The 20,745-nt window shown below is 45.7% G+C and carries 23 protein-coding genes; 15 read left to right on the forward strand and 8 right to left on the reverse strand.

The features are described 5' to 3' along the window. Positions 1-349: 349 nt before the first annotated feature. From ABL924_RS13645 to ABL924_RS13665, 5 genes are all read right to left on the reverse strand, one after another. Positions 350-2,716: a G8 domain-containing protein gene (locus tag ABL924_RS13645; RefSeq protein WP_349027647.1), complete on the reverse strand. Its 2,367-nt coding sequence runs from the start codon at positions 2,714-2,716 to the stop codon at positions 350-352. A gap of 759 nt (positions 2,717-3,475) precedes the next feature. Continuing rightward, entirely contained in the window at positions 3,476-6,127 is a 2,652-nt protein-coding gene (gene pepN, locus ABL924_RS13650; RefSeq protein WP_349027648.1) for an aminopeptidase N, read from the reverse strand. Next, positions 6,127-6,519, reverse strand: coding sequence for a DUF423 domain-containing protein (locus tag ABL924_RS13655; RefSeq protein WP_349027649.1), 393 nt, complete (start codon positions 6,517-6,519; stop codon positions 6,127-6,129). Before ABL924_RS13655 ends, pepN begins: the two co-directional genes overlap by 1 nt. Before the next feature lies 1 nt (position 6,520). Then, positions 6,521-7,042 carry a molybdenum cofactor biosynthesis protein B gene (gene moaB, locus ABL924_RS13660; RefSeq protein WP_349027650.1) on the reverse strand — a complete coding sequence of 174 codons (522 nt, stop codon included), beginning with the start codon at positions 7,040-7,042 and terminating at the stop codon, positions 6,521-6,523. Positions 7,043-7,143: 101 nt separating this feature from the next. Continuing rightward, on the reverse strand, positions 7,144-8,505 hold the full coding sequence (locus tag ABL924_RS13665) for a DegQ family serine endoprotease (RefSeq protein ID WP_349027651.1): 1,362 nt from the start codon (positions 8,503-8,505) through the stop codon (positions 7,144-7,146). A 135-nt stretch (positions 8,506-8,640) separates the two neighbouring features. On the opposite strand from ABL924_RS13665, the gene ABL924_RS13670 reads away from it, so the two are divergent. After that, positions 8,641-9,957 carry a cyclic nucleotide-binding domain-containing protein gene (locus ABL924_RS13670; protein WP_349027652.1) on the forward strand — a complete coding sequence of 439 codons (1,317 nt, stop codon included), beginning with the start codon at positions 8,641-8,643 and terminating at the stop codon, positions 9,955-9,957. 68 nt (positions 9,958-10,025) lie between these two features. Here the strand turns inward: ABL924_RS13670 and rpmG are convergent, their stop codons facing one another. Together rpmG and rpmB are read right to left on the reverse strand one after the other, a co-directional pair. Next, a complete protein-coding gene (rpmG, locus tag ABL924_RS13675) occupies positions 10,026-10,181 on the reverse strand; it encodes a 50S ribosomal protein L33 (protein WP_349027653.1) in 156 nt (51 codons plus the stop codon). Between the two features lie 12 nt (positions 10,182-10,193). After that, entirely contained in the window at positions 10,194-10,430 is a 237-nt protein-coding gene (rpmB, locus tag ABL924_RS13680) for a 50S ribosomal protein L28 (protein ID WP_349027654.1), read from the reverse strand. Between the two features lie 127 nt (positions 10,431-10,557). Between rpmB and gshB the strand changes: the two genes are divergently transcribed. Genes gshB through ABL924_RS13715 form a run of 7 tightly spaced genes read left to right on the forward strand, consistent with a single transcriptional unit; the run spans position 10,558 to position 16,231 of the window. Further along, the gene (gene gshB / locus ABL924_RS13685; RefSeq protein WP_349027655.1) at positions 10,558-11,514 is read left to right on the forward strand and encodes a glutathione synthase; all 957 of its coding nucleotides are present in this window, start codon (positions 10,558-10,560) and stop codon (positions 11,512-11,514) included. 5 nt (positions 11,515-11,519) lie between these two features. Continuing rightward, positions 11,520-12,386, forward strand: a complete 867-nt coding sequence (locus tag ABL924_RS13690; protein ID WP_349027656.1) for a TonB family protein — start codon at positions 11,520-11,522, stop codon at positions 12,384-12,386. A gap of 37 nt (positions 12,387-12,423) precedes the next feature. Beyond that, on the forward strand, positions 12,424-12,984 hold the full coding sequence (locus ABL924_RS13695; protein ID WP_349027657.1) for a YqgE/AlgH family protein: 561 nt from the start codon (positions 12,424-12,426) through the stop codon (positions 12,982-12,984). 19 nt (positions 12,985-13,003) lie between these two features. Next, complete coding sequence (ruvX, locus tag ABL924_RS13700) at positions 13,004-13,459, forward strand: Holliday junction resolvase RuvX (protein ID WP_349027658.1); 456 nt, start codon at positions 13,004-13,006, stop codon at positions 13,457-13,459. Then, positions 13,456-13,974: a bifunctional pyr operon transcriptional regulator/uracil phosphoribosyltransferase PyrR gene (gene pyrR / locus ABL924_RS13705; protein ID WP_349027659.1), complete on the forward strand. Its 519-nt coding sequence runs from the start codon at positions 13,456-13,458 to the stop codon at positions 13,972-13,974. The genes ruvX and pyrR overlap by 4 nt, the downstream gene beginning before the upstream one ends. A 2-nt stretch (positions 13,975-13,976) precedes the next feature. Further along, positions 13,977-14,939, forward strand: a complete 963-nt coding sequence (locus ABL924_RS13710; protein WP_349027660.1) for an aspartate carbamoyltransferase catalytic subunit — start codon at positions 13,977-13,979, stop codon at positions 14,937-14,939. After that, complete coding sequence (locus ABL924_RS13715) at positions 14,939-16,231, forward strand: dihydroorotase (protein WP_349027668.1); 1,293 nt, start codon at positions 14,939-14,941, stop codon at positions 16,229-16,231. The genes ABL924_RS13710 and ABL924_RS13715 overlap by 1 nt, the downstream gene beginning before the upstream one ends. A 343-nt stretch (positions 16,232-16,574) precedes the next feature. On the opposite strand, the gene ABL924_RS13720 is transcribed toward ABL924_RS13715, so the two are convergent. After that, positions 16,575-16,877 (reverse strand): hypothetical protein, encoded by a 303-nt coding sequence (locus ABL924_RS13720; RefSeq protein WP_349027661.1) that lies wholly within the window; start codon positions 16,875-16,877, stop codon positions 16,575-16,577. A 36-nt stretch (positions 16,878-16,913) separates the two neighbouring features. Between ABL924_RS13720 and ABL924_RS13725 the strand changes: the two genes are divergently transcribed. The 7 genes from ABL924_RS13725 (at position 16,914) to arsB (ending at position 20,508) form a co-directional block, all read left to right on the forward strand. After that, positions 16,914-17,294: a transposase gene (locus ABL924_RS13725; protein WP_349027662.1), complete on the forward strand. Its 381-nt coding sequence runs from the start codon at positions 16,914-16,916 to the stop codon at positions 17,292-17,294. After that, positions 17,222-17,941, forward strand: a complete 720-nt coding sequence (locus tag ABL924_RS13730; RefSeq protein WP_349027663.1) for an IS3 family transposase — start codon at positions 17,222-17,224, stop codon at positions 17,939-17,941. The genes ABL924_RS13725 and ABL924_RS13730 overlap by 73 nt, the downstream gene beginning before the upstream one ends. A 214-nt stretch (positions 17,942-18,155) precedes the next feature. Next, a complete protein-coding gene (locus ABL924_RS13735) occupies positions 18,156-18,299 on the forward strand; it encodes a hypothetical protein (RefSeq protein ID WP_349027664.1) in 144 nt (47 codons plus the stop codon). 13 nt (positions 18,300-18,312) lie between these two features. Continuing rightward, positions 18,313-18,465 carry a hypothetical protein gene (locus tag ABL924_RS13740; RefSeq protein ID WP_349027665.1) on the forward strand — a complete coding sequence of 51 codons (153 nt, stop codon included), beginning with the start codon at positions 18,313-18,315 and terminating at the stop codon, positions 18,463-18,465. A 114-nt stretch (positions 18,466-18,579) separates the two neighbouring features. Continuing rightward, positions 18,580-18,930: a metalloregulator ArsR/SmtB family transcription factor gene (locus ABL924_RS13745; protein ID WP_349027666.1), complete on the forward strand. Its 351-nt coding sequence runs from the start codon at positions 18,580-18,582 to the stop codon at positions 18,928-18,930. 55 nt (positions 18,931-18,985) lie between these two features. After that, positions 18,986-19,459: an arsenate reductase ArsC gene (locus tag ABL924_RS13750; protein WP_349027667.1), complete on the forward strand. Its 474-nt coding sequence runs from the start codon at positions 18,986-18,988 to the stop codon at positions 19,457-19,459. A gap of 17 nt (positions 19,460-19,476) precedes the next feature. Next, positions 19,477-20,508 (forward strand): ACR3 family arsenite efflux transporter, encoded by a 1,032-nt coding sequence (gene arsB / locus ABL924_RS13755; protein WP_349027669.1) that lies wholly within the window; start codon positions 19,477-19,479, stop codon positions 20,506-20,508. Positions 20,509-20,745: the final 237 nt, after the last annotated feature.

Below are 20,745 nucleotides of genomic sequence, written 5' to 3' on the forward strand. Positions count from 1 at the left end.
CTTCACTCAAAACTAGGCTATCTCAGCCCAGTTGCGTTTGAAGTGAATGAAAATAAAAAAGTCGCTTAGTGGGGTGTCCGTGAAACCAGGGCAAGATCAGACTACTTGTTTATCTCAAAAGTGACATTGCCAAAAATGACGTAGAGATTGTTATGGCCAGTTGCGAGCGCACAATCCAATTTGGAAAATAAAAATGATAAATAATATCAATTAGTTAATATACATGGAGTTTATTCTAACAAAGATGGCACTTTTGGCAGCTATGTGGTAACTACCCCTAGATTTGTGAAAGACGGTTGGTGCTTGATTGCACCAACCGTTTAACCATCAAAGAACTACATGCGATTCCTTAGTCAGGCAACTGGCCTAAGTGTGGCCCCATAAAACTAAAATCGTATTTATAGATTATATTTAGCCTGGTATTGAATGTTTTTGTTTCTCCGGTCGCTCGATCTGAAATGAGATCTGCCAATATCACGAATTTACTACCATCAGGATGTGTGTAATAGCCTTTTTTAGCAATCGCTCGTAGTGATCCATCGTACCATCTTGATGTAAAGTTTGTTTTTCCCAGTGAATCGGTTTTTGTGCCACTGATGAGGAATCCAGGTTTTACAAATTGTGGAAAATCGTATGACATATCAGCAGATGGAATAAAGTCCAATTCATCTGGATTGTTGGGCAATGAATTCATACTCTGGTGAAAATCAGGATCATAATTGCTTACTATTTTTTGTATTGGTTGGTGAATATCGGTATTAGGATTCAGGGGGCGTTCGTTCACTAAAACATTCACGAATACGCCATTGGTCGTCGTGCCAGCAGTCGTGGTTCCGGTCACAATGGGATGGACAAAGCCGTTTATTTTTCCGTTAAGAATCACGGTATCCGACACTTTGCTGGATATATTGAAACCTGTGTATTTAGGGCTCGTAGAAGAGTCGGCCACTAATTCAAGATCTTTGAGTGTATATTTCTCGGAATACGAAATATCAACCCCGCTGAGTACGGAATAACCTTTAAGCGATTCAATAATGTTGCGGGCATCGTGTTGTTGATTTGAATTGGCTTTTATAACGGTTAAGGCAGCTCCGCTTGACAATACGGTTGAATTTTTGTCGTGCGTGATGGGTATATGGGCTGAACCAATTTTGGGCAAGCCTTTTAAGATGCCTTTATCGGCTGTTAATAGGTTTTCCTCAGGAATCTGTGAGTCGATACCTTTGATGTAAATCCGCTGAAAATAAATTAAGCCTGCCCTATTTACGCCAGACACTATATTGTCTTCTACTATCATATTTCTTGATTCTAGCCAGAATCCGTGTCCGGTATGTCCACCGTCATGGTTGTAAGCGCGAACTTTTTCTCCGACTTTGCCACCTTCAGATTTTATAGCAATATTGTGTTTGAAAGCACCAAGCTCGTTACCGTCTTCAGTGACATAGTGGCTGCCATAGACATTGTAGGAGGCATTGTTCTCCATAATCACATTGCTTGTGTGGTTAACGAAGCCCCAGCCTGGGCTGGAGAAAACGGCATTTCCTGAGCAAATAACGGGGGGGATGTCGATGTCTACGCCAGTATGATGAAAATGAACAGCGTAACGGCCACGAGAATTGGTATTCGAGTCAGGAACGTATTTCCCACTAGCATCAGTGATGCGGTAACCCGCAGAGTCGAGTTTAAAATCATCGAGAGGTTTTGATTTATCAGTACGACCTAGATGATAAAATCCAGCGCCTTTGATGACGACGTCTGGCGTATGCATAACAACGAAGTGGCCGCGTTGATTAGCGGGGATTAGGTCACCGCCTTCGCCACTGAAAACCACATTTCGTGTTAAATTTGCTGCATAAATGGGCATATTTTCAATCACAGGTACATGGCTGTAATCCAAAGGATCCAATACGTTTGAGTTGCTTACACTACCCAATGTTATCGTCGTACCAGAAATACTCTTAATACGCCTTAGTTCATCTTCTGTTTGATGGCTGGTGTCGGTCGCTTTTTTCGCACGAAATTTAGTGGCGGTAATTGCGATTATGTCACCTGTTATCCAGCCGGTGGGAACTGATGCGAGTTGAATCTGTGTTGAACCCACCGCAGGATCAGTAGAAATAAGTTGGTAAGCAGATTTTTCAGAGCCGTAAATTCGGGTTTTGCCTTGTAAAATAACACCTCTGCTGATATTAGTTGGATCCCAAGCACGGTCAATTGATCCATGCTGTGCAATGATAATTTCGATCTTTTTTGAACTTGGAACGCGGGCTTTTTCCGAACCGATCTCGAATGTGCCGGTTTGGGTGACAATTAAGGTATCTAGCTTAATTTTAATGTTCTTGTTTGTTGCAAATTTCATAATGCCGTCAACTCTGACATTACCTAAGCTTAGGTCGCTAACAACGTCCACTGATAGGGACTTTCCTTCGGGAACATATAAGTTTTCACCGCTTTTCGGAAGCTCTCCTCCGCTCCAAGTGGCAGCGTTCGACCACGAACCGCTTTGTACAACTTCGCGGTCAACTGCGTTCAAAGGCACCAAATCCAGCACGGCTTGGTGTTCTGCCATTGATGCCAACGCATGGTGGCAAGGAAATACTGTCAGTAATGCAGTGATAAAAAAGATAACGTAATTTTTTGTGCAAGCAGTTGCAAATTTGTCTTGAAAAACATTTTTCGTTTTAGCAATGCCTCTTAGTATTAATTTTTCTTGCATGATATAGCGCCTTTTGTGTTTTAAGGGAAGAGCAATAAGTTCACTCAAGGAGAAATGTAGTCTGGAGGGAAAAGCTTAACTGTGACTTAAATCACAGAACAACTGCCAGCCAAGAACAAGGATTTTAAAAATGAGAAAACAGTCACAAAAAAACCAAATCTAAAGGCCGGAAATCTTATTTCGATGGGCGCACTCAAAACGGAAGAGTAACATTTTTAATGAAAAATGTTACGTGGAAAAAATACAAACAATCGAGCAGACAAGAACGTAGTTTGCTCCAAACGCAGTTGACCTTGGGATTCAAGGTATCGTGGATTGCAGAGTGCAGTATCCGGTCACGCAGGAGTTATACCAATCCCAAAAAATTGTTATGGGAACCTCTAACAATCCCCTCTCCCTCTGGGAGAGGGCTAGGGTGAGGTATATAATTGCTTGATTTTATTACCCTCATTCCGGCCTTCTCCCAGAGGGAGAAGGAGTTTTTTGAATTTTTAGAGATTCCCTTATATCAATCCCCCTCCATCCTAGCCTTCTCCCTTTGGAGAAGGTAACAATGAGAACTTATTGGGATTGGTATTACGTCGCAATGGCTGAGAGCGGCCTATAGTGAAGTGTGATCGAGGCCGACCGCCGATGGCAGGGAAATATCATGCGGTGTTGGCGTAGGTACATGCACTAAGTATTCTGCCAAGCCCAGGGTTGAACGGCGTTTGCACTAATGGCGTTCTATTCCCTCCAGAGAGAGAAGGTATTATGAACTTACATCAAACTCTTGCTCGCCACCTCATAAACATCCTTGGAAATCGCCGGACAATTCATCACCCGCTCCAACTGTGTTTTCATGAGATTTTGCCGGGTTTCGTCGAAGCGTCGCCAGGAGGTTAATGGCCCTAACATGCGGGAGGCAACCTGCGGGTTCAGGACGTCGAGTGCGATGACATGGTTAGCCAGAAATTCATAACCTTGTCCGTTAATAGCATGAAAATGCATGGGATTGGCCTGGCTGAACGAACCTATCACGGCTCGAACCCGGTTGGGAGTGCTTAAATTAAAGGCAGGATGTCCGGTCAAAGATATAACCGTGGCAAAGGCATCCGGCATGGGGCTGGATGCTTGGATGGCAAACCATTTGTCGATAACCAGTGCCTCTTTTTGCCATTTTTGGTAAAACTGCGTCAAGCATTCCTGTTTTGCTGGATGCGGATAATTGACGATATTTGCCAATGCGGCGATTTGGTCGGTCATGTTGTTGGCGGTGCTGAATTGTTGTGCTGACCATTGTTGGATTTTTTCGTCATCCAATCGACTTAGGAAGCTTAAACAGACATTTTTAATGCGCCTGCGCCCAATCGCACCTGCATCAAATTGTCCTGATTCGTCACGGTGATTGCTTAGGTATAAGGTTTCCAGTTCTGGTTGCAACTGTTCGGCAAGGCTTCTAACCACGAATTCCCTAGCTTCATGTATGGCTTCTACGTCCACAACCTGCATTTGCTCGGCCAGATAACTTTCCGAAGGTAAGCCTAACAATAAGGAGCAATAGGATAAGTCATCCCACGATTGCGACAACACTTGTTTGAAGGCAGTGATGATGATCGGGGCGAGTTGTAGTGGGCGGCTTTGTTGTACATCAGCAATTAGTCCAGTGATGATCTGTCCTGAGAGCAGTTGTCCCGCTTCCCAACGATTAAAGGTATCGCTATCGTAACTTAATAAGAATGCCAATTCATCCAGGCTGCGTTCCATTACCAGTTTGACGGGCGCAGAAAAATTTCTCAGGATGGATACGACGGGCTTTTCTGTCAATCCTGTGAAAGTGAATGCTTGTTCTGCGGCGGTAAGTTGCAAGATGACCTCGTCATTTTCACCATTTTGGCCTTGTAAGCTGCACTTTACAGGATTGCCGCTGCTGTCAATCAAACCAGCCGTGATGGGGATGTGAAACGGTTCTTTTACGGCTTGGCCTGGGGTTGGTGGGCAACTTTGCTTAATTGTTAAGGTCAGGGTTTGGTTATTTGCGTTGTAATTTTGCTCAACATGGATGATTGGCGTACCTGCCTGAGCATACCAACGCCGAAATTGCGTTAAATCTATTTCATTAGCCGCTTCAATTGCACTCACGAAATCATCGCAGGTGACGGCTTGTCCGTCATGGCGTTGAAAATACAAATCACAACCCTTACGAAAACCGTCAGCACCCAAAAGCGTGTGTATCATCCGCACGACTTCCGCGCCTTTTTCGTAGACCGTCAAGGTATAGAAGTTATTGATTTCTATGTAAGCATCAGGTCGGATGGGGTGCGCCATCGGGCCCGCATCCTCGGCAAATTGCCGCGTTCGTAGCATGTTGACGTTTTCGATGCGGTTTACCGCTTTGGAGGTGCGGTCGCCAGTAAATTCCTGGTCACGGAATACCGTAAAGCCTTCTTTTAAGCTGAGTTGAAACCAATCTCGGCAAGTAATGCGGTTGCCCGTCCAATTGTGGAAATATTCATGGCCGATAACGCCCTCAATATGCTCGTAGTCTGAATCGGTGGCTGTATCTGGGCGCGCCAGCACAAATTTGGTGTTGAAGATATTCAAGCCCTTGTTTTCCATTGCGCCCATATTGAAATGGCTGACAGCAACGATCATGTACAGGTCGAGGTCGTATTCGCGTCCGTAAACCTGTTCGTCCCAAGCCATCGCATTTTTTAACGATTGCATGGCATGGCTGCATTTGTCTATGTCATGTTGTTCGACAAAAATTTGCAAGCCAACTTTTCGCCCGGATAAGGTCGTGAAATTATCTTCCAGACATTCCAATTGTCCTGCCACTAGGGCGAACAAGTAGCACGGTTTACTGAATGGATCTTCCCACGTCACCCAATGCTGATTATTGTCATCATCACCTTGGGCAATTTTATTGCCGTTTGAAAGCAACACCGGATAACGAGTTTTGTCAGCCACCAGCGTGGTAGTGAATTTAGCCATGACATCGGGGCGGTCGAGAAAATACGTGATTTTCCTAAAACCTTCTGCCTCGCATTGGGTGCACAACATCCCATTGGACAAATACAGCCCTTCCAGCGCGGTATTGGCTTTGGGGTTAATTTCATTTTCGATGGTTAGTGTGAAGGCTCTTTGTTGCGGAACTTCATGGATAATCAACGATTCCGGCGTGATGTGATAATCCGCTTCGGCCAGTTCCTGGTCTTCGTTAAGGACGATGCGGATCAATTTGAGGTTTTCACCTGCCAGGACTAAGGCTGTTTCCGACGATTGGCTATTGGGATTGCGTACTAAGGCAAGTCTGGAAACAACCCGTGTTTGTTGTTCATCCAGCGTAAAGTTAAGTTCTACGGTATGGATAAGGTAGTCAGGTACTTGGTAATCTTTTAGGTAAATCGTTTGGGGGTTGGAATCACGCATTATTTGTACCTTTTTTTAGTTTTTTTAGTGCTGGCGGACAGGCAAAGCAACAGCCATGCGATCAGAAAACAGACCCCGCCTATGGGCGTTATCATGCCGAGTTTCGGCATGTCGAGCAGGACTAACAAGTACAGGCTACCCGAAAATAATAGAATGCCAAGAAACATCAACCAACCCGCGATAGCAATACGTTTTGAATCGGGTATGGATTGCTGTACTAAAGCAATAGTAATCAACCCCAAGGAATGCCACATCTGGTAAGTCACACCTGTTTGATATACAGCTAAGGATTCAGGGCTTAAGCTTGCTTTTAAGGCGTGTGCGCCGAATGCGCCCATACCGACACCCACGAATGCACATAAAGCACCCAGCGCTAAAAACACCGATCTCATGTCATTTCTCCATTAACCTGGGCATTAACTGCACCAGATTACAGGGACGGGTACGAAAATCCAGTTGCGCGTTGATAAGTTCATTCCACGCGGTACGACACGCGCCAGACGAGCCAGGCAAGCAGAAAATATAAGTGGCATTAGCTACGCCAGCAATGGCGCGTGATTGGATGGTCGAGGTTTTGATGTCTTGGTACGACAACATCCTGAAAGTTTCGCCAAAGCCATCCAGCACTTTATCCAGCAAGGGCATTATGGCTTCCGGCGTGCCATCCCTGCCTGTAACCCCTGTTCCACCTGTTGTGATGATGACATTGACAGCTTCTGAGGCAATCCAGCCTGAAACCACCGACCTGATTTGATAAATATTGTCGGGGACGATAGTTTTTTCAAATAGCTTATGTCCTGCCGTTGCTAGGCATTCCACCAAGAGTTTGCCGGAAACGTCATCGGCTTCGGTACGGGTATCTGAAATCACCAATACGGCGATAGATAAGGGGATGAATTGTTTTTCTATGCTCACGATTTTGTTAGATTAAAGGGAATCTCGGCTATTAAATAACCAAGATGCCCGGTAAGACAAGCAATTTATTACTTGTTTACCGAGCAAGCATTTTCCTGAGCTTAATTCAACATGACTAAAAACGATTCTTGTCCACGTTGCACATTCAAGAGCAAGCCTGATTTGGGATCAACAACCTCTTTCAATTCAGCCAGATTATGCACCCGATACTGGTTTGCCGACACAATAACATCACCTGGACGTAAGCCAATCTTCCAGGCATACGAAGCCGTGTTGATTTTTTCGATGACAATGCCTTCAACCTGATCCCGTTGGGTATTGCCGAGTACGGTGCCTTGCAATCTGCTATGTAGTTTCTCTCCGGCTTGCTGTGGACGCTCCTGTTTGCCGATGACGGCGGTGGTTTCCTTTTTATCTTCGCCGCGATAATACTCAATGTCTACTTTATCGCCAATTTGCAGTAAGCCAATAATATTGCGGAGTTCGTGGCTGTTTTTGATAGGCTTGCCGTTTGCGGAAACAACAATATCACCTAAAGCCAGCCCTGCTTTCTCGGCAGGTGAGTTATTTTCAATACGGCTGATAGCCGCACCTTGTATGTTGGCCAGATTGAAAGCTTTGACCAGCTCCGGCGTTAAATCCTGGGTGGTGACACCCAATAAGCCCCTGCGTACTTCCCCGTGCTTGATTAACGATTCCTTGATAGTCATCACCATATTTGCCGGAATAGCAAAGCCGATACCGACGTTGCCGCCGCTAGGTGCCAATATTGCTGTGTTCATGCCGATGAATTCGCCGCGCAAATTGACCAACGCGCCGCCAGAATTGCCTGGGTTGATGGATGCGTCAGTCTGGATAAAGTCTTCATAGCCTTCAATTCCCAATCCTGAACGACCTAACGCGCTGACAATACCGGATGTTACAGTTTGTCCCAAACCAAATGGGTTGCCAATAGCAACCACAAAGTCGCCGACTCGTAGCTGACTGGAGTCGGCAATCGGAAGTTGGGTTAAGTTGCTAGCAGGAATGCGGATAATCGCAACATCGGCCTCTGGATCGGTGCCGACTAAATCGGCATTAAGTTGTCGACCATCGGTTAAGGTCACCATGATTTTATCGGCTTTGTCGATTACATGGTTATTGGTCAACACATAACCTTTATCACTGTCTATAATTACCCCAGAACCTAAGCTATTTTTTTGGCGCGATTGTTTTGGGATATTAAAAAATTGCCGGAAGTAAGGGTCTTGCAAAAGTGGATTTTCCCTGCCTTCAACATTCGTGGATGTAGAAATGTTGACGACTGCTGGCATACTACGTTCCAGCATGGGCGCTAAGGTAGGCAATGCCTGGTTTTCGGTGAAAGCGGGTAACCCAATCGCAAGGCACAAGGGGCTAAACAACAAGCTTATGGATAAAATGCTAAAAAAAATCAGTGGCTTTGATAAGTTGCTGCGGATCATAGTTTTTCCAGGGTTATTAAACGCGGTTAGTAGACAATATAGGTTCAAAAACGTTTAATTCAAGGTACACACCCGCTTTGTATTATTTAGTGCGTGGTAGGTATTATTTTTTGTTTGGTAACAATAGATAAATCAATGGCAGTTCATCCCAATTCAGAAGATCATCGTATTCTTCGTAAACTAATGCCTTTAGCGACTTTCCCAAGTGCAGCGTTTAAGGAATTATGCACAAATATAACCGTGGAGCAAGTTCAAGATGCCCCAATATTCAGAAGGGGGGACAAGAATACCGATTTGGTATATTTGTTAGAAGGCAGCGTTACTTTACAAGCAGAAGGGCTTGTCGTTGAGGTGATTACTTCGGAAAGTGAATCCGCAAAGTTTGCGTTAGCACATCAGATCCCAAGAAAAATTGATGCAGTAGCGAACGGGGTGGCGCGTATTGTGCGCTTAGATGCGGAAGCCGTTAATAATCCACCACCTGCGGTTTACCAGGAAGATCAAAGTTATACCATTACCGAGGAGTCAGATGAAGCATCTGATGACTGGATGACTATCTTATTGCGCTTACCGCTTTTTCAAGCGCTGCCCCCATCGAGTTTGCAGAAAATCCTGATGACCTTGAAAACCGCCCATTTTGAAAAGGGTGATGTTATTCTTGATAGCGGTCGTGCGGTAAATTATTTCTACGCCATAACGAAAGGGCAGTGCTTACTTTCTCGACCATCGTTGGCAGAGGCAGGTAAGATTAGGTTGGGTGCGGGTGAAAGTTTCGGTGAGGAGTATTTGATAACGGATTATCCGGCACAAGAAACTATCACGGCATTTTCTGATGTCAGTTTGATTCAACTGGAAAAAAAACAATTTTTAACGCTGATTAAAGAACCTCTGCTGAAATTTGTCGAACATAAAGACATGCTGGATGCGCTTAGCAAAGGTGCGTTATTGCTGGATGTTAGATTGAAACATGAGTATGAAAGCCGCCATCTTGATGATAGCTTTAACATACCACTATTGATGTTAAGGATGCGTATTGAAGAATGTCCTAAGGAAAAGCAGATTATTGTTGTTTGTGCGAATGGCAAAGCGAGCGAGGCAGGGGCGTTTTTGTTGGTAAAGGATGGATTCAATGCTTCTGTATTGAAAGGTGGGATGGGTGTTGAAGAAGCTGATTTAGTAGAGGAAATCACTCATCATGCTGATGACGCACAAGCCATTGCCCTAGCAAGTCAGTATGAGGATGATTCAGCTATATCGGTTTTTGGTTTTGAAGCCCAAATAGAAGCCTTAAAAGCTGAAAATGAAAGGTTAACTGATTGTTATTGTGAACTTGAGATAAAAGCAGAAAAACTACAAGCTGAAAAAGAACAAGCAGAAAACCAGTGTCAGGTACTAACCCAACAACTGGAAAGACTGAAAGAAATTTTGAATAGGCTTACAAAGCGGCAATGATGCTGGTGGGCATAAATGCACTGCCCACCCCTCCGGTGTTGCGACCAAGTGTAGTTGTTCTACAAAGATTATTTGATTTTACCTTCTTTGTACATAACGTGCTTACGTACAACAGGATCAAATTTTTTGATCTCCATTTTTTCAGGCTTGGTTTTCTTGTTTTTGGTAGTGGTGTAAAAGTGGCCTGTGCCTTCGCTGGAAATAAGTTTGATTTTATCGCGCATGTTTTAGTCCTCTTAAGCTATGATGCCGTTTTTACGCATATCCGCCAGAACAACGTCTATACCTTTTTTGTCGATAATTCGCATACCTTTAGTGGATACCCGTAAGCGAATCCATCGGTTTTCGCTTTCCACCCAAAACCGATGGTGTTGCAGGTTGGGAAGAAAACGTCTTCTGGTTCTATTGTTAGCGTGTGATACGTTGTTACCTACAACAGGTTGTTTACCTGTTACTTGACATACTCTGGACATGATTAGCCTCTAGCTGGGTGTCTGGATTCAAAATTAGCCCATCTTTATACCAAAAATTCTTTTCAAGGTAAATAACAATCTATAAAATGAAGGGAACAATCACTCAAAATCTTATGGAAAGACAGTAATGCCAATAAAATTGGGCATGGTCATGGATCCCATCGACCGCATCAACATTAAAAAAGATACCAGCTTCGCCATGTTGCTTGAAGCCCAGACTAGAGGCTGGGAATTGCATTATATGGAACTTGGTAGTCTTTATCTAAGGAACGGCAAGGCGTACGCCAAAACCCGAACGTTGACGGTGCAACGTGATGAAAAGCAATGGTTTAACTTTGTTGCCGAACAAGATATTGCACTTGACATGCTTGATGTCATCCTCATGCGTAAAGATCCGCCGTTCGACCAGGAGTATTTGTATGCGACTTACATGTTGGAACTGGCGGAACATGCAGGCGTGTATGTGGTCAATAAGCCGCAATCCTTGCGTGATGCCAATGAAAAGCTGTTTACGGCGTGGTTTCCGCAGTGCTGCACTGAAACTTTGGTCACCAGAAATGCAAGCAGGATTAAAGATTTTCTGCACGAACTGGGTGAAATTATTGTCAAGCCGTTGGACGGCATGGGTGGGGCATCTATCTTTCATCTGCGCGTAGGCGACCCTAATCTAAGCGTGATTTTGGAAACGATGACTCAGCACAACAGTCGTCAAGTAATGGCGCAAAAATATCTACCTGAGATAAAAGACGGCGATAAACGCATCTTGATGATTAACGGCGAATCTGTACCTTATTGCCTTGCACGTATCCCCGCCAGCGGCGAAAGCCGGGGTAATCTGGCGGCTGGCGGAACGGGTCAGGGCAGGGCGCTAACCGATAAAGATCGCTGGATTGCCAATCAAGTTGGCCCTACGCTAAGGGAGAAAGGCTTGGTATTCGTGGGCTTGGATGTCATCGGATCAACCCTGACCGAAATCAATGTTACCAGCCCGACCTGCGTGCAGGAGTTAGACAAACAGTTTGGCCTAAATATTAGTGGGCAGTTAATGGATCATGTTATGGCTCATATTAAAGTAAGATGGTGAACCAGGTGGTTTTCCAGTCAAGCAGTTCTCCGACTAATAGTGATCCATTATTAGTGGCATTGCTTATTGCTGCTATCGTGCATATTATCATTGTGCTTGGTGTTCATTTTAGTGAGCCAAATCCGCCAATTCAGAACAGTCGATCCATTGATGTAACCCTCGTTAGTACGCCAGCCAAAAAAGCGCCCAAAAAAGCCAAGTTTTTAGCCCAGGACAACCAAATTGGAGCTGGCGAAAAAGCCCACAAGCCACAGCCACCTGCACAAAGAACTACCAGTCTGGGTAATAGTCAAAGAAAACAGGCGGAGAAAAGCGAGCAAGAACTCGCAGAACCAAAAGCTAAGCAGAAACTAATTACACAGGAAAAAGCAATTAAGAAGGTCGTTACTGAAAAACACCCAGAGACAACGCATGATAAGGAAAAGCGTCCACATCTGACTGCGGAAAGCTTACAACAGCAGATTACACAATTGGGTACTGAAATCAGGCTCAAGCAACAAAGCTCAGATCAAGCTAAAATAAGGTTTGCTAATTCCATAAGTGCCCATAAGTATGTCGCTGCACAATATGTGAAAGACTGGGAGCGAAAAGTCGAACGGACAGGAAATTCGAATTATCCTGCGATAGCCCAAAAGAAAAATTTTTCGGGGGCATTAACCATGGATGTTGGTATAAAAGCCGATGGTAGTATATACAGCATGCATATTTCTCAGTCCTCAGGTTACCCTGCGCTTGATGAGGCGGCAAAGCGAATAGTACGAATGAGCGCCCCTTTTTCGGCGCTGCCTAGCGACCTGCTTAAGGAAGTCAATGTCTTGGTTATCACTCGAAAATGGAAATTTTCTGACGAATCGGGAATGACTACGCCATAATAGTGTCTACTTACCGTCAGCAAATAGGATTGCCAAAATGAGTGGAAACTACCTCAATAATCAATTCATCATCGCCATGCCTGGCTTGATAGAGCCCATCTTCCACCATACGGTTACTTTTCTCTGTCAACACACCAAGGAAGGTGCGTTAGGCATCGTGATTAACCGACCTGCTGAGATGAAACTGGGCGAAATATTTAAACAAATGGATATAACTGTCAGCTCTTTGGCAGCAGCAGAAACGCCGGTATTTTCAGGTGGCCCAGTGCAACAGGATAGAGGCTTTGTAGTCCATAGTGCTTGTGGGGACTGGGATATGACGCTGCCGATTTCAGAAGACATTTCCCTGACCACTTCCCGTGATGTGATAGAGGCGATTGCGGCTGGAGAAGGCCCGAAACAGTATTTGATCGCCCTGGGTTATGCCGGCTGGAGCGAAGGGCAACTGGAAAAAGAAATGCTAAGTAATTCCTGGCTAAATACGCCCTGCGCCAAACAAATATTGTTTGAAACCCCGGTAAGCCAACGCTGGAATGCCGCCGCCAGCCAAATAGGCATTGATATTAATCAGTTGACCACCCCAGCAGGTCATTGTTGACATTGTGGTGGTAAACCCCGTGAAGCAAGACCCATTACAGAGCAAAACGCAAGATGAAACCTATCTAGGTTTTGACTTTGGCAGTAAAAAAATAGGGGTGGCGGTCGGTCATCTAGTGACAGGCATTGCCAGCCCTCTGTTAACCTTGAGTTCCCCCAACCAAAATCCAGATTGGACGGGCATAAGCAAACTTATTAACGAATGGCGACCTATCGGCTTGGTTGTTGGCATTTCTAAACAAATGGACGGCTCAGATAACCTTATCACCCCACGTATGTTAAAATTTTGCCGACAATTGGACGGCAGATACCATTTGCCGGTTTTTCAGCAAGACGAAACCTTATCCACCTTTGAAGCTAAGCAAATGTTATTTGACGAGGTAAACGTAAGCGCAACAAAGCTCTGGGCAGTCCAGGATCAACTGGCCGCGCAGCTTATTTTGCAAACTTGGCTGAATGATAACGCGCCACAATGATTGTTAACAGACTTCAAATCCCCAGTTTGCTAGACACGCTGGAAAAACAAATAAAACAGACCATTGTCAGTAGACGGTTAACTGATCCCTTGATGATAGGCATACGTACTGGCGGCGTATGGGTGGCCGAAAAAATGCACCAGCGCTTAGCTATCAAGCAGCCATTAGGATTACTGGACATCTCCTTCTACCGCGATGATTTTTTGCAAATTGGGGTCAATCCGAATGTAAAGCCCAGTCAATTGCCCTCTCAAATTGAAGGCCGAAACATTATTCTTGTCGATGATGTTTTCTACACGGGCAGGACTATACGAGCCGCATTGAATGAAATTTTCGATTATGGTCGTCCAAAACAAGTGGTATTGGCGGTGTTGATAGAACGTGACGGTAAGCAAATCCCTATAAGCCCAGATTGTGTCGGCATCAGTATTAACTTGGATGCAGGACAGCGCATTAAACTGACAGGGCCTGATCCGTTAGGTATTGAAATACAATCTGTTGATGTGGCAGCATAGTGATGCCCGATAACCTGCAATTAAATTCAGAAGGCAAACTCAAACACTTTCTGACCATTGAAGGGCTGGATAAGCAGGTATTGATAGAAATATTGGATTTGGCGGAATCTTTTGTTGGTATGAACGACGGGCGAATTAAAAAAATCCCGTTACTGCGCGGCAAAAGCATCGTCAACCTGTTTTTTGAAAACAGCACCCGCACCCGCACCACCTTTGAGCTTGCAGCCAAACGGCTTTCAGCCGACGTATTAAGCATGAGTATCGCCACATCATCAACATCCAAAGGCGAAAGCTTGTTAGATACTATTCGAAACCTGGAAGCGATGTCTGTCGATATGTTTGTTGTCCGGCACGGCATCAGCGGCGCAGCCCACTTTATCGCCCAACATGCCGCGGCCCATATCAGCGTAATCAATGCCGGAGATGGTCAACATGCCCATCCTACACAGGCAATGTTGGATATGTTCACTATTCGCCAGATAAAGCCAGAATTTTCACGGCTGAGAGTTGCTATCGTAGGTGACATTCTACATTCCAGAGTTGCACGTTCGAATATCCAAGCATTAAATACCTTAGGTGTAGCCGAAGTCCGCGTCATTGCTCCCAAAACCTTATTGCCAGCACAGGTTGAAACATTAGGTGTCACGGTTTCGCACAACTTAGCTGAAGGCTTGCAAGGCATTGATGTGATTATCATGCTGCGGTTACAAAAAGAGCGCATGAGTTCTGCGCTTTTACCCAGTGAAACCGAATATTTCAAATGTTTTGGGTTGACAGAAGAAAGGCTGAAAATTGCCAAGCCCGATGCGATTGTCATGCACCCAGGGCCAATTAACCGAGGTGTGGAAATTGACTCAATCGTAGCTGATGGCCCGCAGTCTGTCATCCTCAAACAAGTAAGCAATGGCATCGCTATCCGCATGGCGATAATGGCGATGGCGATGCAAAAGCAGGGTGCTATGTGATGGAGCGCATACTCATCAAAGACGGTAGGATTATCGATCCAGCTAACAAAATAGACCGGATCGGCTCAGTTTATATTGCCGATGGCAAAATAGCATCGGTAACAAATGAACCCGCTGGGTTTAAAGCGGACAGAGTGATTGATGCCAAAAACCAAATCGTCTGTCCAGGCTTTATCGACCTAAGTACTCGGTTACGTGAGCCCGGGCAAAGCCGCAAAGCCACTTTCGCCAGTGAAACCCTAGCCGCAGCCGCAGGCGGCATTACCACGCTCTGCTTACAGCCAGACACCATCCCTGTTATTGATGCCCGTGCGGTTGCCGAGCTGATAAAAGATCAGGCAGAAAAATGTGGCTATCAACAAATTTTGCCTATTGCGGCGCTCACTCAAAAATTGGAAGGCACAGAGCTAAGCGCTATGCTCGCGCTAAAACAGGCTGGGTGTGTGGCAGTCAGCAATGCCAATCAACCCGTGAAAAACCTCCTGGTGTTAAGGCGGGCAATGGAATATGCCGCCAGCCATGATTTATTGCTAATGTATCGGGCTAACGATTTTTGGTTGGCGAATAATGGTTGCGTCCATGAAGGGGTGCTTTCAACTCGTTATGGCCTGCCCAGCATTCCCGATGCTGCAGAAACCATCGCTTTGGCACAATGTCTGGAATTAGCTGAGTTGACGGGTTGCCGCGTACATTTCGGCCAACTCAGCAGCAGACGCTCAGTCATTAAACTCCATCAAGCCAAAAAATATGGCTTGGCGGTTAGCTCCGATGTCGCTATTCATCAACTACATTTGACTGAAAATAATATCATCCCCTTTGATAGCGCCTATCATGTCCTACCACCATTTCGTACCCATGCTGATAAAGAAGCCTTATGCGAAGGCTTAGTTAATGGCACTATCGACAGTATTTGCTCAGACCATCAACCACATGATCTCGATGCCAAGCTCGGCGCTTTTCCAGAAACCGAACCCGGAATTTCGTCACTGGAAACTTTGCTGCCATTGATGCTTAAGTTAGTATCACAACGCGCTATAACTATCGAACAAGGCATAGCCGCGCTAACCCAGAATCCCGCTAAGATACTGCAACTTGATGGTGGGGCGTTAACGCTGGGTTTTGCCGCCGATATTTGTATTTTCGATGCTGAACAAGATTGGCAAGTTAATTCAGAAAACTGGAAAAGCCAGGGAGTAAATACGCCGTTCTGGGGGCATATTTTTAAAGGCCGAGTAATTCACACTCTGCAAGCGGGTAAGGTTATTTTTAGTCGGTCTGTCCTTACAAGATAGCAGTTAAAGACAAGGCACATAAATTTCTTTTTTCCTTCTGGGTCAGGATATTCACCCAATAAAGCTTAAGCACAAGGGCGTTGAAGGATAAAGAAAGTCAAACACCAAAAAAGTTGCTTGCAGCGCTATATAATTTAGCCGCATTCGGTAGCTGTCGTTTTTTCATTATTTATCCCCTACCCGCAGAAAAAGCACTCCAAATTTACGGCATTATGTAGTAACTGCACAAAGATATAAAAATCAATTATTTACAGGGAATTACTTGCGTCACTTATACTTGGGGTTGTATCAACCCATGAACTAGTATCAACTTACGCTATTGCCTCATTATGCGCTTGCACGTTTAACCTTCGGAAGGCAATTTAAATATCAACACGGCTTGTCGTTGCAATTCATTGTGGTAGCGGGCAAAAGCCTTATGGTGTATTTCGTTGTAATTTTCAGGGCTAAGATGTTTTTTTGCCGCTTGTTTAAAGCACTCCGCCAAGGTGACGGGCATCATTTTTTCCAGTTGTTTTCTTCTTGCCGAAAGCTCATTGTCAATGCAGCGTATGGTGACCCCTTTAGCCTTGTAGGCATAAGCTGCCTTTTGGTGCCAATCTTCGTCATAAGTCTGTTTGTAATGGTCTAATAAAGCAGGACACATCTTAAGGCAGATTTATAATGTCATCAGAGGTGAAAAATGAGCACAAAAAGCCATCAAAAGCGACCGGATTTTACGCTTGAATTTAAACAAGCTGCAGCCAAGCTGGTCAATGAAAAAGGCTGCACCCACCAGCAAGCAGCCGATAGCCTTGGCATATCCTTAAGCGCAATTGGGCGCTGGGTCAGGGCGGAACGGGGTGCGGCAACCGTCTTGACAACCCCAAAATCCGTTACGGACTTTAGTGGCCAAGCTGAATTGGTGCGGCTACGTAAGGACAATGACCGCTTACGGATGGGGCGCGAAATATTAAAAAAGGCCGCAGGCATCGAAGCCAAGGAAGCCGAATGCAATATGGGTTCGTTCGGGAGCAACAGAAGGCCCGCCCCGTTACCGCGCTGTGTGGCGCCATGCAGGTGAGCGCCAGCGCCTTTTATGCTTGGGCTAAAACACCCGTAAGCACAGCCAGACAAGACCAACAAACACGACCAGAAGCCAGGACGCTTGAGCTGTTTGAAAAGAACAAGGGAACCTATGGTCCGCGTCGTTTATCGGCTGCCTTCAAAAAAGAAGGCATCCCTGGACGCTATAAGGCCGGGCGTTTGATGGCCAAGCCGGGCTTGCAAGTACGCCACCCCAAACGCTTCAAGGTGACCGCCGGCGGCAACCATAATGATGCGATTCCGCCCAATCTATTGAGTAGGGAATTTGAGGTTGCCGCACCCAACAAGGCCTGGACGACTGATATAACCTGTGTTTGGACATTGGAAGGTTGGCTTTATGTCGCGGTGGCCATGGATTTGTTTTCACGGCAAGTGGTGGGCTGGTCGATTGCTGGCCACATGCGGACTTCGATGTGTGTCAGCGCCTTGCGAATGGCGTTTTGGCGGCGCAAACCTGACCCTGGGCCGCTGCACCATTCTGATCGGGGCGGCCAGTATGCAAGCCACGAATATCGGGGGCACTTGGGCCTCATCATGAAGATGCAACAAAGCATGGGCAGGAAGGGCAACTGTTGGGACAATACACCGACGGAGCGGTTCTTCAGGGGTCTGGAACACGAGTAACTGAACTATGAAAGAGTTAGGGCTAAAGAGGCTGCAAAGCTGATTGTCATTGACTACCTGGCGTTTTACAATGGTCGGCGTTCGCATTCAAAGTTAAGCTATCAATCCCCGCTGGAATTTGAGCGGGAATTCTATATGAAAGCCGCCTAGGAAAGTATCCGGTTTTAGTTGACCATTACATACTGTTGCGTTCCAGTATGGCTTCTACAATTTCATGGCTACTCATTCCCTTCCCAGTTTCGCGCATCACATCCAAGGTTGTACGCTCGGCTATCGCTGGACAGGGAATATGGGTTACGGCTGTTTGGTGCGCTTAGACTTGATGGTACGCAAGTCATATTCTGGGGTACACGCTTAATGGTGTAATCCAAGTGAGCAACTACGCTTTGCAAGCGCACCAACTCAGCCTTATAGGATTCAATACACCCAGCCAATTCGGAACGCTTGGCGACAAGGCCGGAAACTACGTGATTCGGACATGGGACACCGGCTTTTTGAAGTTGATAAAAACAGGTGTATTCTAGGGTACTCCCCCGCTATGGGGTTTGTGCGGTTGCTAGGTAATACCGCAAATTTACGTTTTAACGCTTGGTATTTTTAAACGCCAAGAAAATTAAAGCAATGGATCACCTTAAAAAATGACCCCAACAATATTATTCAAATGCCTTGCCGATGAAACCCGCTTGCGTTGTATGGTTTTGCTGCATAAAGAAGGCAAATTATGCGTGTGCGAACTGACTCATGCGCTGGATATGCTGCAACCCAAGATTTCCCGCCATCTTGCCCAGTTACGGCAATGTAACCTGTTGCTAGATAGCCGCGAAGGGCAGTGGGTGTACTACCAAATCAATCCTGCATTACCGGCTTGGGTGATTGATATTTTGGATATGCTCACGAAAGAGTTGGACGGTGAGCGTAAGCAACGGCAGGACTGTGCTAGATTGCAATCGATGGAAGACCGCCCTGAGATGAAAGGGTGCTGCAACTAGTCTTTTCGGTTATAATATTCGCTTATACGAATATATAAATATAGCTGAGGATATCATGTTAAACATCTTGATTTTATGCACAGGGAATTCCTGCCGCAGTATATTAGGCGAGGCGCTAATTAACCATCTGGCAGGTGATCGCTTTCATGCTTTTTCAGCAGGCAGCCATCCAACCGGAAAGGTCAATGCTAATGCGCTTGCGACTTTAGTACGTAACGGTATTTCTACAGACGGCTTTACCAGTCAATCCTGGGATGAGTTCGACGGCAAGGGGATTGATATTGCGATTACCGTTTGTGACCAAGCGGCAGGAGAAGTGTGTCCGGCTTACCTAAACACCATAATTAGAGCACATTGGGGGCTGCCTGATCCCGCCCATGCCATCGGCACTGATGAAGAAATCGCCCAAGCATTTCAAGCCACTTACGATGCACTATCCATCAGGATACACAAAATGCTGGCATTGCCGATAGAAGACATGAACAGTGCCGACATAACTAAGGCACTGAATGAGATTGGTAAGTCGTGAGCGGCAATCCTTCCGCCATGAGTTTTTTTGAGCGGTACTTAACAATTTGGGTGCTGCTCTGTATTCTCGTCGGCATCGTTTTGGGGCATTTTTTACCAGATTTTTTTCAAACGATTGGAAGAATGGAGTATGCAAAGGTCAATCTGCCCGTTGGTTTTCTCATTTGGGTAATGATTGTCCCAATGTTGGTGAAGGTCGATTTCACTGCTTTGCATGAGGTGCGCCAGCATGTGCGCGGGATAGGTGTGACGCTATTCGTGAACTGGCTGGTAAAACCGTTCTCGATGGCATTTCTTGGCTGGCTGTTCATTCGCAACCTGTTCGCGCCGATGCTGCCTGTAGACCAGCTCGACAGCTACATTGCTGGGTTAATCTTGCTGGCGGCTGCGCCTTGTACGGCAATGGTGTTTGTGTGGAGCAGGCTCACCAACGGTGATCCGCTGTTCACGCTTTCGCAGGTGGCATTGAACGATGCCATCATGGTTTTGGTCTTCGCGCCTTTGGTCGCATTTTTACTGGGTATTTCGGCCATTACCGTGCCGTGGGCAACGCTCATTACGTCGGTAGTGCTTTACATTGTGATTCCAGTGCTGCTTGCCCAACTCTGGCGCAAATTACTTTTAGTTAAGGGGCAAACAGTTTTCGACGAAGTAATGGTGAAGATTGCCCCGTGGTCTATAACCGCTTTACTGGCAACCCTGGTGCTGCTTTTTGCTTTTCAGGGCGAAGCCATCTTGAAACAACCGTTGGTTATCGTACTTCTGGCCGTGCCAATCCTTATACAAGTTTTTTTCAACTCTGCCTTAGCTTATTGGTTGAACCGTGCCGTCGGTGAAAAACACACTATCGCCTGCCCATCAGCTTTGATAGGAGCGTCTAACTTCTTTGAGTTAGCAGTTGCTGCTGCAATCAGCCTGTTCGGATTTAACTCAGGGGCGGCACTTGCCACCGTGGTTGGTGTCCTGATTGAAGTGCCGGCGATGTTGATGGTTGTAAGGGTTGTAAATACTTCGAAAGGCTGGTATGAGAGATCGAGAGTCTCAGCTTAAGGGAATCTTTACCCCCCTCTCCCTCTGGTGGAGGGCTAGGGTGTGGGTTATAAATGATTGATTTTAAAACCCTCATCCCAACCTTCTCCCGAAGGGAGAAGGAGCTTTTTGAATTTTTAGAGATTCCCTTAAGAAATCGGAGAGTGTTTACATAAAGATACATTTTGGCTATAGTAACTTCCTTAATCCAAAGGAGGCGCGGCTATGGCAATCTGTAAACATTGTGGTGTTGAAGAA

The organism is Methyloglobulus sp. (genome assembly GCF_040079455.1).
Taxonomy (GTDB): Bacteria; Pseudomonadota; Gammaproteobacteria; order Methylococcales; family Methylomonadaceae; genus Methyloglobulus.